The sequence below is a fragment of the Pedococcus sp. 5OH_020 genome (assembly GCF_027812955.1).
GTDB lineage: Bacteria > Actinomycetota > Actinomycetes > Actinomycetales > Dermatophilaceae > Pedococcus.
The window spans coordinates 360,807-375,256 of the sequence record NZ_JAPYZV010000001.1; the positions used below are offsets into that span (position 1 = coordinate 360,807).

At 71.2% G+C, this 14,450-nt stretch carries 15 protein-coding genes; 5 read left to right on the forward strand and 10 right to left on the reverse strand.

Features of this window, described 5'->3' with window-relative positions; genetic code table 11:
* Window position 1 precedes the first annotated feature (1 nt).
* Complete coding sequence (locus PHA84_RS01575; protein WP_270886328.1) at window positions 2–271, forward strand: DUF3017 domain-containing protein; 270 nt, start codon at window positions 2–4, stop codon at window positions 269–271.
* 40 nt (window positions 272–311) lie between these two features.
* On the opposite strand, the gene PHA84_RS01580 is transcribed toward PHA84_RS01575, so the two are convergent.
* Complete coding sequence (locus tag PHA84_RS01580; RefSeq protein ID WP_270886329.1) at window positions 312–1,304, reverse strand: malate dehydrogenase; 993 nt, start codon at window positions 1,302–1,304, stop codon at window positions 312–314.
* Between the two features lie 102 nt (window positions 1,305–1,406).
* On the opposite strand from PHA84_RS01580, the gene PHA84_RS01585 reads away from it, so the two are divergent.
* Window positions 1,407–1,934, forward strand: a complete 528-nt coding sequence (locus PHA84_RS01585; protein WP_270886330.1) for an NUDIX hydrolase — start codon at window positions 1,407–1,409, stop codon at window positions 1,932–1,934.
* On the opposite strand, the gene PHA84_RS01590 is transcribed toward PHA84_RS01585, so the two are convergent.
* Window positions 1,906–4,119, reverse strand: a complete 2,214-nt coding sequence (locus PHA84_RS01590) for an NADP-dependent isocitrate dehydrogenase (protein WP_270886331.1) — start codon at window positions 4,117–4,119, stop codon at window positions 1,906–1,908. The genes PHA84_RS01585 and PHA84_RS01590 overlap by 29 nt on opposite strands.
* 164 nt (window positions 4,120–4,283) lie before the next feature.
* Window positions 4,284–5,081: an aquaporin Z gene (aqpZ, locus tag PHA84_RS01595; RefSeq protein WP_270886332.1), complete on the reverse strand. Its 798-nt coding sequence runs from the start codon at window positions 5,079–5,081 to the stop codon at window positions 4,284–4,286.
* A 333-nt stretch (window positions 5,082–5,414) separates the two neighbouring features.
* On the opposite strand from aqpZ, the gene PHA84_RS01600 reads away from it, so the two are divergent.
* On the forward strand, window positions 5,415–5,864 hold the full coding sequence (locus PHA84_RS01600; protein WP_270886333.1) for a hypothetical protein: 450 nt from the start codon (window positions 5,415–5,417) through the stop codon (window positions 5,862–5,864).
* Between the two features lie 19 nt (window positions 5,865–5,883).
* Here the strand turns inward: PHA84_RS01600 and PHA84_RS01605 are convergent, their stop codons facing one another.
* Genes PHA84_RS01605 through PHA84_RS01615 form a run of 3 tightly spaced genes read right to left on the reverse strand, consistent with a single transcriptional unit; the run spans window position 5,884 to window position 7,266 of the window.
* Complete coding sequence (locus PHA84_RS01605) at window positions 5,884–6,189, reverse strand: PqqD family protein (RefSeq protein ID WP_270886334.1); 306 nt, start codon at window positions 6,187–6,189, stop codon at window positions 5,884–5,886.
* The gene (locus PHA84_RS01610; RefSeq protein WP_270886335.1) at window positions 6,182–6,439 is read right to left on the reverse strand and encodes a hypothetical protein; all 258 of its coding nucleotides are present in this window, start codon (window positions 6,437–6,439) and stop codon (window positions 6,182–6,184) included. The genes PHA84_RS01605 and PHA84_RS01610 overlap by 8 nt, the downstream gene beginning before the upstream one ends.
* A complete protein-coding gene (locus PHA84_RS01615) occupies window positions 6,436–7,266 on the reverse strand; it encodes a hypothetical protein (RefSeq protein WP_270886336.1) in 831 nt (276 codons plus the stop codon). Before PHA84_RS01615 ends, PHA84_RS01610 begins: the two co-directional genes overlap by 4 nt.
* A gap of 104 nt (window positions 7,267–7,370) precedes the next feature.
* Between PHA84_RS01615 and PHA84_RS01620 the strand changes: the two genes are divergently transcribed.
* Window positions 7,371–8,858, forward strand: a complete 1,488-nt coding sequence (locus tag PHA84_RS01620) for a polysaccharide biosynthesis tyrosine autokinase (RefSeq protein ID WP_270886337.1) — start codon at window positions 7,371–7,373, stop codon at window positions 8,856–8,858.
* Window positions 8,859–8,864: 6 nt separating this feature from the next.
* Here the strand turns inward: PHA84_RS01620 and PHA84_RS01625 are convergent, their stop codons facing one another.
* Window positions 8,865–10,409, reverse strand: coding sequence for a S10 family peptidase (locus PHA84_RS01625; RefSeq protein WP_270886338.1), 1,545 nt, complete (start codon window positions 10,407–10,409; stop codon window positions 8,865–8,867).
* A gap of 50 nt (window positions 10,410–10,459) precedes the next feature.
* Here PHA84_RS01625 and PHA84_RS01630 point away from each other — a divergent pair, with 50 nt between their 5' ends.
* Window positions 10,460–11,263, forward strand: a complete 804-nt coding sequence (locus PHA84_RS01630) for an exodeoxyribonuclease III (protein WP_270886339.1) — start codon at window positions 10,460–10,462, stop codon at window positions 11,261–11,263.
* Window positions 11,264–11,368: 105 nt separating this feature from the next.
* Here the strand turns inward: PHA84_RS01630 and galK are convergent, their stop codons facing one another.
* From galK to PHA84_RS01645, 3 genes are read right to left on the reverse strand one after another with little or no spacing between them, the layout of a single operon-like run.
* Window positions 11,369–12,532, reverse strand: coding sequence for a galactokinase (gene galK, locus PHA84_RS01635; RefSeq protein WP_270886340.1), 1,164 nt, complete (start codon window positions 12,530–12,532; stop codon window positions 11,369–11,371).
* Window positions 12,529–13,641, reverse strand: a complete 1,113-nt coding sequence (gene galT / locus PHA84_RS01640) for a galactose-1-phosphate uridylyltransferase (protein WP_270886341.1) — start codon at window positions 13,639–13,641, stop codon at window positions 12,529–12,531. The genes galK and galT overlap by 4 nt, the downstream gene beginning before the upstream one ends.
* Complete coding sequence (locus PHA84_RS01645; RefSeq protein ID WP_270886342.1) at window positions 13,638–14,450, reverse strand: DeoR/GlpR family DNA-binding transcription regulator; 813 nt, start codon at window positions 14,448–14,450, stop codon at window positions 13,638–13,640. Before PHA84_RS01645 ends, galT begins: the two co-directional genes overlap by 4 nt.

A 14,450-nucleotide genomic window follows, 5' to 3' on the forward strand; every position in this document is an offset into this window, starting at 1 on the left:
GGTGACCGCCCCGCGGCTGGGCCTGTGGTGGCTGGTGGCGCCGGTCCTCGTCCTCGGGCTGGTCGGCTTCGCCCTGGACCGGATCCAGCTCGCCGGCTATCTCGTGGCCGGCGGGCTCGCGCTCGGAGCCGTGCTGCGGCTCGTCATGCCCACCGGCCGCAGCGGTGGCCTGGTCGTGCGGTCCCGGTGGGTCGACGTGGCCACGATGGGGCTGCTGGCCGCGGCTCTCGCCGTCATCACCTCGGTCCTGGACCTGCGCCCGCGCGGCTGAGCCCGCTTCACCACGTCGCAGTCTCGCTGCCTCGGCCTGCTCAGCCGATCAGGCCCAGGCCCTTCACTGCTTCGCGCTCCTCCTCGAGCTCCTTGACGGAGGCGTCGATCCTGGCGCGCGAGAAGTCGTCGATCTCCAGGCCCTGGACGATCTCCCAGCGGCCGTCGGTGACGGTGACCGGGAACGAGGAGACGAGGCCCTCCGGCACGCCGTACGAGCCGTCCGAGCAGACCGACATCGACACCCAGTCACCCTCCGGCGTCCCCAGCGCCCAGTCCCGCGCGTGGTCGACGGTCGCGCTGGCGGCGGAGGCCGCGGAGGACGCCCCGCGAGCCTCGATGATGGCGGCGCCACGCTTGGCCACGGTGGGGATGAAGGTGTTCTCGAGCCAGTCCTGGTCACCGACGGCCTCGGCGGCGTTGCGTCCGGAGACCTCGGCGTGGAACAGGTCTGGGTACTGCGTGGCGGAGTGGTTGCCCCAGATCGTCATCTTGCGGATCTCCGTGACGGGCACGCCCAGCTTCGCCGCGAGCTGCGAGATGGCACGGTTGTGGTCGAGGCGGGTGAGCGCCGAGAAGCGCTCGCGCGGGATGTCGGGCGCGTTGTTCATCGCGATGAGGGCGTTGGTGTTGGCCGGGTTGCCGGTCACCGTGACGTGGATGTCGTCGGCCGCCACGGAGTTCAGCGCCTTGCCCTGCGGGGCGAAGATGCCCCCGTTGGCCTCCAGCAGGTCGCCGCGCTCCATGCCGGGGCCGCGCGGCCGGGCGCCGACGAGCAGGGCATGGCTCACGCCGTCGAACACCGTGGCGGCGTCGTCACCGATCTCGACCTTGGCCAGCGTCGGGAACGCGCAGTCGTCGAGCTCCATGACGACACCCTCCAGCGCCTTCAGGGCCGGCGTGATCTCGAGGAGGCGGAGCTCGACGGGGGTGTCCGGGCCGAAGAGCGAGCCGCTCGCGATCCGGAAGAGGAGGCTGTAGCCGATCTGGCCGGCGGCGCCGGTGACGGCGACCTTGACGGGGGTAGTGCTCACGGTGGGCCCTTCACTCTCGGTGGTGGCATGGCTGCTACGCAGCAGTCCACGACGCTAGCAGGACGGGGCGTCACCTTCCTTGGGTGGCTAGCATGCCTGGGCATGCCGATCCCCGCGTTCGTCCTGTCGCTGCGTGAGCACATCGGCCACGAGCCACTGTGGATGCCCGGCGTGTCCGCGGTCGTCCGAAACGACAGCGGTGAGGTCCTCCTGGTCCGGCGCGCCGACAACGGCTCGTGGGGCCTGGTCAGCGGCATCCTCGAGCCTGGGGAGCAGCCGGCGCCAGGCCTGGTCCGCGAGATCGAGGAGGAGACCGGGGTGGTGGCGAGCATCGAGCACCTGACCGCGGTCTGGACGCTGCCGGAGATCACCTACCCCAACGGCGACCGGGCCCAGTTCATCGACCTCTGCTTCACCGCCCAGTACGTCAGCGGCGAGGCCCGCGTCAACGACGACGAGTCGACGGACGTGGGCTGGTTCGCGCTGGACCGTCTGCCGGACGGCCTCCACGACCGAGCCCGCATCCGCCTCGACCGAGCGCTGGCGTATGACGGCACGACCTGGTTCGAGGGACGGCCAGAGCCGCGACAGGGTGGACCGGCTAGCGCAGGGCCGCCAGGGCCGCGTTGAAAGTCTCCGACGGGCGCATCACCGCGGCGGCCTTGGCCTCGTCCGGGCGGTAGTAGCCGCCGATGTCGGCAGGCCGGCCCTGCACGGCCAGCAGCTCCTGGGTGATGGTGGCCTCGTCCTGCGCCAGCCGGGCCGCGATGTCGCCGAAGGCGGCGGCCAGCTCGGTGTCCTGCGACTGGTCGGCCAGCTCCTGCGCCCAGTAGAGCGACAGGTAGAAGTGGCTCCCGCGGTTGTCGATCTGGCCCACCTTGCGGGCGGGTGACCGGTTCTCGCTGAGCAGCCTCTCGGTCGCGCGGTCGAGGGTGTCGGCGAGGACGAGGGCGCGACCGTTGTCGGTCGTGGTGGCCAGGTGGCGCAGGCTCTCGGCGAGGGCCAGGAACTCGCCGAGGCTGTCCCAACGCAGGTAGTTCTCCTGGACCAGCTGCTGGACGTGCTTGGGAGCCGATCCGCCGGCTCCTGTCTCGAAGAGGCCGCCGCCGTTCATCAGTGGGACCACCGACAGCATCTTCGCGCTGGTCCCCAGCTCCAGGATGGGGAAGAGGTCGGTGTTGTAGTCACGCAGCACGTTCCCGGTCACCGAGATGGTGTCCTCGCCCTTGCGGATGCGCTGGACCGAGTGTGCGGCGGCTTCCACGGGCGACATGATGTCCAGGTCCAGGCCCTCGGTGTCATGCTCTCCCAGATACCTCCGGACCTTCTCGACGAGGTTCCGGTCGTGGGCACGCTCGGGGTCGAGCCAGAAGACGGCGGGCGTGGCCGACGCCCGGGCGCGGGTGACGGCGAGCTTGACCCAGTCCCGGACTGCTGCGTCCTTGGTCTGGCAGGCCCGCCAGATGTCGCCGGCCGCGACCTCGTGCTCCAGCAGGACATCGCCGGTGGAAGTGACCACCTGCACCCGGCCCGGCTCGGTGATCTCGAACGTCTTGTCGTGGCTGCCGTACTCCTCCGCCTTCTGGGCCATGAGCCCCACGTTGGGCACCGACCCCATGGTGGTCGGGTCGTAGGCGCCGTTGGCCCGGCAGTCGTCGATGACGGCCTGGTACACGCCCGCATACGAGCTGTCGGGGATGACGGCGAGGGTGTCGTCCTCGGCGCCGTCGGGCCCCCACATGTGGCCGGAGGTGCGGATCATCGCCGGCATGGAGGCGTCGACGATGACGTCGCTGGGGACGTGCAGGTTCGTGATCCCCTTGTCCGAGTTCACCATCGCCAGCCGCGGGCCGTCGGCGAGACCCTTCTCGACGGCGGCCCGGATCTCCTCGCCGTTCTCCAGTCCGGCCAGCCCGTCGAGCACCGACCCGAGCCCGTTGTTCGGCGACAGCCCCGCTGCAGCCAGCTGCTCTCCGTACGTCTGGAAGACCTCCGGCAGGAACGCTCGTACGACGTGGCCGAAGATGATCGGGTCGGAGACCTTCATCATGGTGGCCTTGAGGTGCACGGAGAAGAGGACGTCCTCGGCCTTGGCCCGGGCGACCTGCTCGCGCAGGAAGGTGTCCAGGGCGGCAGCCCTCATCACCGTGGCGTCGACGACCTCGCCTTCCAGTACCGCCAGACCGTCCTTGAGGACGGTCGTCGTGCCACTGTCGCCCAGCAGCCGGATCGTGAGCGTGTCCGGCGACGTCAGGACCGCTGACTGTTCGTTGGAACGGAAGTCGTCCTGCCCCATCGTCGCCACGTTGGTCCGGGACTCCGGCGACCAGGCGCCCATGCTGTGCGGGTGCCTGCGGGCATAGTTCTTGACTGCGGCGGGCGCGCGCCGGTCCGAGTTCCCTTCCCGCAGCACGGGGTTCACGGCACTCCCCTTGACGCTGTCGTACCTCGCGCGGACATCCCGCTGCTCGTCGGTGAGTGCTTCCTCCGGGTAGTCCGGCAGGGCGTAGCCCTTGCCCTGCAGCTCGGCGATGGCCGCCTTGAGCTGCGGGACGGACGCCGAGATGTTGGGCAGCTTGATGATGTTCGCTTCCGGCGTCGTGGCCAGCTGGCCGAGCTCGGCGAGGGCGTCACCGACGCGCTGCTCGGGCGGCAGCATGTCGTCGAACGCGGCGATGATCCGGCCCGCCAGCGAGATGTCCCGCGTCTCCACCTCCACACCGGCCGTCCCCGCGAACGCCTCGACCACGGGGAGGAAGGAGTAGGTCGCCAGCCGGGGCGCCTCGTCGGTGAGGGTGTAGATGATCTTGGCCATGGACGCGGCTCTCTCCCTGGAAGTGGTGCGGTCGCACGACAGGTGCGTGGGCGGTGCTCACGTTACCCAACCGGGCCGCGGCCAAGGCTCCGGTACCAGCGCTCGACCCGTGCTGGACTCCCTGCTGGACTCCGTGCTGGACTCCGTGCTGGACCTCTGCGACCTCAGGTCCCTGAGGTGTGCCGGACGGCTTCTGGGTCGACGAGCCCGGTGATGTCCTCGGCGCGCCGGTCGATCCCGGTGATGAGGTGGTAGGTGGCTCCCGCGATGGCGGCGCCGACGACCGGTGCGACCCAGAAGGCCCACAGCTGCCCCGGGGCGCCGTTGCCGTTGAAGAACGCCACCGCCGTCGAGCGGGCGGGGTTGACGGAGGTGTTGCTGATGGGGATCGAGACGAGATGGATGAGGGTGAGACCCAGACCGATCGCGATCGGCGCGAAGCCGAGTGGGGCCCGGTCGTCCGTGGACCCGAGGATGATGTAGACGAAGAACGCCGTGAGGATGACCTCCGCGCACAGCACCGCCACGAGGGTGTAGCCCGCCGGCGAGTGCTCGCCGTAGCCGTTCGCGGCCAGGTGCCCGGTGGCGCTGAAGCCTGGGACCCCGGACGCGATCGCCCAGAGGGCGAGCCCCGCCAGCAGACCGCCCACCACCTGTGCCACGACGTAGCCCGGGACGTCGCGCCACGGGAACCGCCTGGCTACGGCCACGCCGATCGTGACCGCAGGGTTGAAGTGAGCCCCCGAGACGTGACCGACGGCGTACGCCATCGTCATCACGGTGAGCCCGAAGGCGAGCGCTACCCCGAGGAACCCGATCCCCAGCTGGACGCTCTGCCCGGCCACGACGTTGGGGGCCAGGAACTTGGCGGAGAACACGGCACTGCCGCAACCACCGAAGACGAGCCAGAACGTTCCCAGGGCCTCGGCGCCGAGTCTGGAGCCCAGTGCCGGTATGCGCATTGCTCTTCTCCCTTACTGATGGACCACAGGCCGCCACGGCCCCGGCGTCACTCTTCCGTACCCGCGCCGGACCACGGGTGACGACACCCGCTCGCGGCTGGACGCACGCCGATAGTGGCCAGCAAGGTAAAGGGACGGTAAAGCCGCAGGTCATCAGGCAAACGGATGAGGTCGACGTACGAAAACAGGGCTGTTGCGCACCCTGAAATGCGCTCAATTGGGACATTCTCGCGACGGGTCTTTACCAAACGCTTACCAAACACCTCCCTGTCCTTTACGTTCATCGCACACAAGCAAACGGGCCCAGGGCCTGGAAACGCAGGGGAGCAGAGCATGCAGGAGCAGGGTCCACACAAAGCGGCTCGGGACGCGGCCACGCTGGTCAGCCGTCGCACCGTCAACCTCGGGGCGGCATGGTCCGTGCCGGTCATCGTGGGCGCCTTCGCCGCGCCGGCGGCCGCAGGGTCCACCGTGGTGCCGGCGACGCCCATCCTCGGCTCGGTCACGGCCCAGAAGGGCCAGGCCGTGGACGGCAACCGCCAGGTGACGTTCTACTTCAGCTTCGCCGACGTCAAGGGCAGCTACAGCGTCGTCCTGACGGCCCTGACCGGCGGCCCCTGGGCGACCCTACCGACCGTGGCGGTGATGGTGACGCCGTCGGCCCCGACCGCGTCGTTCCTGCTCACCCGTCCCGACAACAACGCGACCACCCACGAGACCGTCACGTACACGGTCAACGGGATCACTCAGACCGCCACCGTGCGGATCGACCTCCACGCCTGACTCGGGGGATGACGGTGTGTCAGGGGGACCGGCGGAAGCCTGTCCGGACAAGGCCTCGGGCCTGCAGCTGCAGCAGGAAGGAGACGACGTCGGCCTCGACTTCGGTGGCAGGGATACCGAAGTCGTCGGCGACGTACGTCACCACCTGCTGGGTGCTGCGGGGGCGGCTCAGGGCCCTCCAGACGGCTTCCGCCGAACCCTGCATGACGAAGGGGCGAGCCGTGCGAGGTCGCGAGAGGTCGAGCACGACCACTCGCCCAGGGCTCTCCACCACCCCCAGGTCCGGGCTTCGGCGCCAGACCTCCTCACCGCGGTCCTCAGCCAAGGTCGACCAGTCCCTGCTCGTGCAGCCGGTGCAGCGCCTCGAGGGTCGCGGTGGCAGCCGCACGGTCCTCCGGCGGACCGAAGCGCGACACCAGCCTCTCGGTGAGGACCTCCAGGTCGGTCCAGTCGGGGCAGCTGTCCAGGAGCGCCGTGCCGAGCTCGGACACGCGCACCACGTGGTCTCCCAGCAGAACCAGTGCTTCACCCCCGCGGTCGACCCGGTCGTCGACGGGGACCCGGCGTGCTCTCACCGCGCCGCACCGATCAGCTCGTCCACCACACCGGCCACCGTGGCCGCATCCCGATAGGTCACCCGATGGACACCACCCACCGCCTCGCAGAGGGCAGCCAGCCGTTGCAGTGGCCGCCGCATCCGCGGAAGGTGCGAGCTCTGCGGCACCAGGGCAACCACAGCGTCGAGCGTGTCCAGCCGGGACAGGACCGGTTCGCCCTCGTGGGCGTCGTCCCGGTCGAGCAGGCACAGCGCGGCCAGGTGTACGTCGGCTGTGGGTGCTCTGAGGCCGACAGTGGTCGGCGGGGTCTCGTTCTTCGAGAGGCTGTCCGGCGCGCGGCGGAGCGACAGTGGCTTCGGGTACGGCTCGACGGTCCCGTCGTCCAGCACGACGGTCGTCTCGTCCGTGAGGTACCAGCGTCCGGCTCCGAGCGTGCGCACCAGGGTCGTCTTGCCGGTGCCGCCGGCCGCGACGAACGCCGCAGCCCGTGCGGTGCCGGGGTCCGCGAGGCAGGCGGCATGCAGCATGAAGCACTCGCCCGCGCGGGCGTCGATGGCGGCCACGGTGATGCGCTGGGTGACCACCTGCAGCAGGTCCTCGAGGTTGAGGCCGGCCACGAGACCCTCGGTGAGCGCGTGGCCCACTGCCTCCGGCCGGCTGTCGAAGACCACGTCCACCACCGCTCGAGCGGCGGCGCCGGGCGGCGCGGGGCAGAGCTCCCACAGCCGATGCATCCTGGCCACGACCTCCGCTGCCCTGTCCCCGCGGACGCAGACCTCCACCGGCACGCCCACGGCCTGGACCGTGATGCGCGACGTTGGACCCCGGTCGGCGCGTTCCGTCACAGCCCGCAGAGTAGAGGAACGACTGCCGCGATGACCGCTCGTCACATCACCCCCGCCCCTGCCTCGGGCCCCCCCGCCCGCGGCTCACTGTCCGGAGATGCGTCATGGAGCTGAAGGACTACGTCAGAGTGGTTCGCTCGTACTGGCGTGCCGTCGTGGCCATGGTGCTGCTGACCGTGGCCGCGTCGGCCGGGCTGAGCATCATGCAGCCCAAGGTGTACCAGGCCGACGCCAGCGGCTTCGTCAGCGCCGGCTCGAGCTCAAACCCTGGCGAGGCGTCGGTGGGCGACGCGCTGGCGAAGTCCCGGGCCGCGTCCTACGTCGACCTCGCGAAGTCCCGGGCGACCGCGTCGGCGGTGATCGACGAGCTCGGCCTCACTATGGCGCCCGCCAGCCTCATCGGCAGCGTCTCCGTCAGCCAGCCGCCCGACACCGTCCTCATCAAGATCAGCGCCAGGGCAGGCTCCCCGCGGGCGGCTCAGCGTCTCGCCGACGCCTGGGTGCAGGCCTTGGAGCGCCAGGTGGCGCAGGTCGAGAACCCCGGCGGTACCGCGGGGCAGGCATTGCGGGTCGTGCCGATCGAGTCGGCAGCCCTTCCCTCCGCGCCCGTCTCCCCCAACCTCGTCCGGAACCTCGGCCTCGGCCTCGTGGCAGGGCTGCTGCTCGGCACGGCGTACGCCGTGGTGCGCTCCCAGCTGGACCGCAAGCTCCGCCGGGCCGAGGACATCGAGCGTCAGTTCGGCGTGACCGTCGCCGCGGCGATCCCGACGAGCGCGGCGATGGTGCGCAAGCGGGGCGGCCTCGTGCCCCTCGTCGTCGGGCTGGCCGACGGCCGCGACCCCGTGCATACTGCGGAGGCCTTCCTCAAGCTGCGGACCAACCTGCAGTTCATGGACATCGACAACCCGCCGCGCGTCATCGTGGTCACCAGCCCCATGCAGGGTGACGGCAAGTCCAGCGTCGCCGCGAACCTCGCTGCAGCCCTGTCCATGTCGGACCGCCGGGTGGTCCTCATCGACGGAGACCTACGACGCCCCGTCGTCGCCGAGTCCTTCGGGCTCGTGGAGGGCGCCGGCCTGACCGACGTGCTGATCGGACGGGTGGAGTTCGCGGACGTCGCCCAGCAGGTACACGGCCTGCCCGACCTGACCGTGCTGGCGGCGGGTGGTACGCCACCCAACCCGAGCGAGCTGTTGGGCTCGAAGGCCATGCGGCGGCTCCTCGAGGGGCTGGCGGACAGTGGCTACACGGTGATCATCGACGCGCCACCGCTGCTGCCCGTGACCGACGCGGCGGTCCTCACCGCCTCGGCTGACGGTGCGCTGGTGGTCGTCACGGCCGGCCAGACGCTGGACAGCCACCTCGCCGCCTCCTTGGGGAGCCTCCACGCCGTGCAGGGACACACTCTGGGCGTGGTCCTCAACCGGGTCGCCCCCAAAGGCAACGACAGCGGGTACTACGGCGGCTACTACGGCCCCACCGCGCAGACGGCTCCCCGTCGGCGGGCGACGCGACGGGAGCAGGCCACGAGACGGCCCGCGGCTCGTCCCGAGACCCCCGCCGAGAAGGCCCAGGTGGGCCGGGCCGCCTAGCGCCGCCTAGCTCGCCGGCCCTGGCGGACGGCTCGACCGGGTGACGAAGTCGGCGAGGTCCCGGCTCTGGTCCAGGCGGGACGGCTGGTGGACGTACATCATGTGACCGGCCTCGTAGTACGAGTGCTCGAGGTTCGACCGCAACGACGCCGGGATGTCCAGGTGGGCGACGACGTCCTGCGCCCCGTAGTACGGCGTCGCGCCGTCGTGGTAGCCGTAGGCGATGTGGACCCTCAGGTGGGGGTTCGCGCGCATGGCGCGTCCCAGCTTGCGGCTCACGTCGACGGGCTTGCCCTCGAACTCCTTGTAGGACCACTCGGTGTGGGCCCGTTCCGACAGCTGGGTGTAGGGCAGGTCGCTGGAGTAGCCGAGCTCCTCGCGGACATAGTGGTTCCAGGCGGCGGCGTAGGGGCCGGCGACGGCGTCCATCGACGGGTCCGCGTCCCAGGTCTCGGCGATGCCACGGGCAAGGGGCCCGGTGAACCGGGAGTCCAGGCGCCCGACGGCCAGGCCGCGGCCGCGCAGCAGCTCGGTGAAGAACCGGACATGCTCGATGCGCAGGTCGGCTCGGTGCACGTAGTCCTCGCCGAGCCCGGTGAGGCGGGCGAGCCGGGATACGTGCTCGGCGCGCTCGGCGGCAGTGAGCCGAGCCCCCCGGGACAGGGCCCACGGGTAGTCGCGTGCCGCGTACTCCTCCGCCTCGGCGAGCACGCTGCGAAGCGACCGTCGCCCGTGCAGACCGTGGTAGTGCGCCGTGGCGGCGTAGGTCGGCAGGTAGTCGACGTGGGCGCGGTCGTTGCTGAAGTCGAAGTCCACGGTGGCCAGGTCGAGCACCGAGCTGATGAGGATGAGGCCGTTGGGGTAGAGCCCGTGACGCGACTGGAGGTGCTCTGCCAGGGCAGCCGCGCGGACCGTCCCGTACGACTCCCCGGCAATGAACTTCGGTGACAGCCAACGGTTCTGGCGCGTGGTCCACAGGCGGATCAGCTCGCCGACGCTCTCGATGTCTGCCGTGAACCCGTGGTAGTCCCGCGGCTTGCCGCCCTCCACCGACCGGGAGTAACCGGTCGAGACCGGGTCGATGAAGACGAGGTCCGACACCGCCAGCAGGGACTGTGGGTTGTCGACCAGGCCGTAGGGGGGAGGGGTCAGCGCGCCCACGTCGCCCGAGTCGACCAGGCGGGGGCCGAGGAGCCCCAGGTGCAGCCAGACCGAGCTGGACCCGGGCCCGCCGTTGAACGCGAAGGTGATCGGCCGGTTCGCCGAGACGGGGGCGTCGACGACGTACGACGTCAGGCTCAGCTCCGCCTTCGCCTGGTGCCCCTTGAACACACCGTCCTCCAGGACCTCCTCACGCAGGACCACGCGGCCGGTCGTGGCCGAGTAGCGCAGCCGGCGGCGGCCCACGGCGAGGGTGTGCTTCGTCGTGACAAGGTCGTCCTGGGGCGGCGCGGGAGTGGTGGTGACGGTCGTGGTGTCGGTGGTCGTGGTGCTGGTGGCACCTTCGGCGCGGGCGCTCTGGCTCGGCGTGCTGTCCGCGGGGTCGGCCATGCCGGCCACCCTAGTGCGACCCGCCGAGGGGCGCCGGGAAGAATGAGCCGGTGCGACTGATCTGCGCCAACGTCAACGGGATCCGAGCCGCAGCCCGGCGAGGTGGCGTTAGGTGGCTGGCGGACCAGCGGCCCGACGTCCTGTGTCTGCAGGAGGTCCGCGCCAGCGACGCGCAGCTGTCCCAGGTCCTTCAGGACGGCGGCTTCGCGGGGTGGCACGTGGCCCACACCGAGGCCCCGGCCAAGGGCAGGGCCGGCGTGGCCGTGGTCAGCCGTCAGCCGCACGCCCGCGTCCGGACCGCGGTGGGGCCGGCCGAGTTCGACGGGGCAGGGCGGTGGGTGGAGGTGGACCTGGAGTCGTCCGCCGGCCCTGTCACGGTGGTGTCGACGTACGTTCACACGGGCCAGGCCGGCACACCGCGCCAGCGGCAGAAGCTGCGGTTCCTCGACGCCCTCGGCGCCCGCCTCGAGGACTGGACCGCGGCGGGCGCACTCGCGGTCGTCACGGGCGACCTCAACATCGCCCACCAGCCGGACGACCTCAAGAACTGGCGAGCCAACGTCAGCAAGGCGGGCTTCCTGCCGGCAGAGCGTGCCTACTTCGACTCCTGGCTCGCCGACGGCCACTGGGTGGATGTGCACCGCCGGCTGCACGGGCCCGGCCCGGGGCCGTACACCTGGTGGTCGTGGCGCGGGAAAGCCTTCGACAACGACGCGGGGTGGCGCATCGACTACCAGCTGGCGAGCCGGCCACTGGCCCGCCGGGCGACGTCGGCGGCGGCCGGCCGAGCAGCTGCCTACGACCAACGGTGGTCGGACCACGCGGCCGTGGTCGTCGACTACGACCTCGGCTGACGCCAGAGGTCGACGTCGGAGAGATCCACGTCGGGGAGATCCACGCCAGAGAGATCCACGTCGGAGAGACCCACGTCGGAGAGACCCACGTCAGAGGGACCCACGTCAGAGGTCTCGGGCAGCCGGCCCCTCCGCAGTGACGACGAAGCTCTCCGGCCCGGTGAACCCGTGCATGGCGAAGGCCCGTTCGACAGCCCGCCGGGCACCGTCCACCTCGTCGCGGGGCAGCAGCGCGATCGCGGAGCCGCCGAAGCCGCCGCCGGTCATCCGTGCGCCGAGGGCGCCGGCGGCGGTGGCAGCCGAGACAGCCGTGTCGAGCTCTGGCACCGAGATCTCGAAGTCGTCGCGCATGGAGGCATGGGACTCCAGGAAGAGCCTGCCCAGGGTCCGGTAGTCCTCCGCCTCCAGCGCGACGCAGGCTGCCTCCACCCGCGCGATCTCGGTCACGACGTGCCGGGCGCGACGGCGCAGCAGGTCCGAGGAGAGGGTGGTGAGGCGGTCCTCCAGGGTGTCGCCGGCGATCTCGCGCAGGCTGGCGACCCCCAGCTCCTGGGCGGCACGCTCGCAGGAGGCCCGCCGCTCCGCGTACTGGCCGTCCACGAGCTGGTGCTCTGCCCTCGTGTCGACGACGAGCAGGGCCAGGTCGTGGCCGTCGAGGTCGAAGGGGACCTGGCGGGTGGTGTGGTCCCGGCAGTCCAGGAGGAGGGCGTGGCCTTGCTCGGCCAGCAGTGCGGCGGACTGGTCCATGCCGCCGGTGGGCGCCTGCGCGACGACGTTCTCCGCCTCGACGCAGGCAGCGGCGAGGGTGACGCGTCCCTCGTGGGACGTGCTGAGGTCCAGGCCGCAGAGGTCCGACACGGCAATGGCGACCGCGCACTCGAGCGCTGCGGAGCTGGACAGGCCTGCGCCGAGCGGCACCCCCCCGTCCACGGCGACGTCCACACCGGTCACGGTCCGTCCGGCCCGTTCCAGCGACCAGGGAACTCCGGCCACGTAGGCGGCCCACCCCGCCGGGCGGCCGGCTGCGACGTCGTCCAGCGAGACCTCCACGACCCCGTCGCCCTGCGCGGACACCACGCGCAGCAGCCGGTCCTCACGGGGCGCCAGCGCGGCATACGTCCGGTGGGGAAGGGCGATGGGCAGGCACAGACCCGCGTTGTAGTCGGTGTGCTCGCCGATGAGGTTGACCCGTCCGGGGGCGGACCACACCCCAGACGGCCGGCCGCCGAACGTCTCCTCGAAAAGGTGCACGGCGGTGTCGGCCGTCACCGGGCGACCTCGCGCAGCCGCGCCGCCACCCGTTCGGGGGGTATGTCGTTGACCCAGCCGCCGACCCCGGACTCCGAGCCGGCGAGGTACTTGAGCTTCTTGGGGGAGCGCAGCACCGACATGACCTGCAGGTGCAGGCGGGAGACGTCCCGCCCCTGCTTCGCCGGAGCCTGGTGCCACCCCGCGATGTAGGGCATGCGGATCGGGGTGTCGTCCTTGCCGACGTAGTAGCGGTCCAGTCGCCCCAGGAGGTCGAGGTACACCTGCGCCAGGTCGTCCCGCTCCTCGTCGGTGAGTGAGGGCAGGTCGGGGACATCACGACGCGGGGCCAGGTGGACCTCGACCGGCCACCGGGCGGCGAAGGGGACGTACGCGGTCCAGTGCTCGGTGTCCACGACGATGCGCTCCTTGGTGTGCAGCTCCGCGGCGAGGATGTCTGCGCCCAGGAGACGCCCGGTCCGGTCGTAGTGCTCCCGGGCGCGCTGTAGGAGGTCGGCACTGCGTTGCGGGACGTAGGGATAGGCGTAGATCTGCCCGTGCGGATGGTGCAGCGTGACGCCGATCTCCTGGCCCCGGTTCTCGAAGCAGAACACCTGCTCGACCTCCGGCAGCGCGCCCAGCTCGGTGGTGCGGTCGGCCCACGCGTCGATCACCGTGCGCGCACGCGAGGCGCTGAGTGCGGCGAAGGTCGACTCGTGGTCGCTCGTGAAGCACACGACCTCGCACCGTCCCAGTGCCGGCCGGCTCAGGTGCAGCTCGTCGGTGTGACCGTCGCTGTGGAAGGATGAGACGGGAGCGTACGACGGGAACCGGTTCTCGAACACCACGACGTCGTATGCCCGTTCAGGGACCTCCGACGGCACGCTGCCCGTGCCGGTGGGGCACAGCGGGCACTCGTCCTTGGGCGGCAGGAAGGTCCGGTCGCTGCGGTGTCCGGCCACCGCCACCCAGTCGCCGACGAGGGCGTCGTACCGGATCTCGCCCGCGGCAGCCCGCTCGCCGAGGGGCCGGGTGTCCTGCGCCGTGCGCGCGGGCGCGTCAGGCGTGTCGTCGAAGTAGATGATCTCCCGGCCGTCCGCCAGGCGGCGGCTCGTCCGACGGACCCTCATGACCGCCCCCGGCCGTTGCGCCCCGGTGAGGGCCTGCCCTTGCAGCCGAGGACCAGCTCGACACCCGCCTCGGCGACCGCGCGACGGGCCCGCGTCCCCAGGCCCTCGTCGGTGACCAGCGTGTCGACCTGCGCGAGCGGGATGATGGTGCTCAGCCCCACGATGCCCCACTTGGTGTGGTCCGCCAGGACACACACCTGGCGGGCACTGTCCACCATCGCCTGGTTCGTCTCGCCCTCCACGAGGTTCGGGGTGGTGAGGCCGGCGCGAGGGTCCATGCCGTGGACGCCCAGGAAGAGCCGGTCGACATGCAGCATGCGCAGGGCCGCGACCGCCACCGGACCGACCAGGGCGTCCGAGGGGGTGCGGATGCCGCCGGTGAGGACGACCGTCTGGCCCGGCGTGCCCGACTCGTGCAGCAGCTGGGCGACGGGAACCGAGTTGGTCACCACGGTGAGGTCGGGCACCGCACGCACCACGCGGGCGAACTCGTACGTCGTCGTGCCCGCCGAGATGCCGATCGCCGCGCCCGGTTCTACGAGCGCGGCGGCCGCCTGGGCGATCGTCTCCTTCTCTGCGTGCATCAAACCCGACTTGGCCGTGAAGCCCGGCTCGTCGCTGGTGCGTCCTCCCACCGCCAGGGCCCCGCCGTGGACACGCTCGAGCAGGCCCTCGGTGGCCAGCTGCTCGATGTCACGACGGACCGTCATGTCGGAGACGCCGAGCTGGTCCACCAGCTCCGACACCTTGACGGCGCCGGTCTCCTCCACGATCCCGAGGATCGTGGAGCGCCGCTGGCTGGCGAGCAT

Coding starts and splice junctions, on each gene's coding strand:
- PHA84_RS01585 (WP_270886330.1), top strand. CDS start 1,407: ATGCCGATCCCCGCGTTCGTCCTGTCGCTGCGTGAGCACATCGGCCAC.
- PHA84_RS01590 (WP_270886331.1), bottom strand. CDS start 4,119: ATGGCCAAGATCATCTACACCCTCACCGACGAGGCGCCCCGGCTGGCG.
- aqpZ (WP_270886332.1), bottom strand. CDS start 5,081: ATGCGCATACCGGCACTGGGCTCCAGACTCGGCGCCGAGGCCCTGGGA.
- PHA84_RS01600 (WP_270886333.1), top strand. CDS start 5,415: ATGCAGGAGCAGGGTCCACACAAAGCGGCTCGGGACGCGGCCACGCTG.
- PHA84_RS01620 (WP_270886337.1), top strand. CDS start 7,371: ATGGAGCTGAAGGACTACGTCAGAGTGGTTCGCTCGTACTGGCGTGCC.
- PHA84_RS01625 (WP_270886338.1), bottom strand. CDS start 10,409: ATGGCCGACCCCGCGGACAGCACGCCGAGCCAGAGCGCCCGCGCCGAA.
- galT (WP_270886341.1), bottom strand. CDS start 13,641: ATGAGGGTCCGTCGGACGAGCCGCCGCCTGGCGGACGGCCGGGAGATC.
- PHA84_RS01645 (WP_270886342.1), bottom strand. CDS start 14,450: ATGCTCGCCAGCCAGCGGCGCTCCACGATCCTCGGGATCGTGGAGGAG.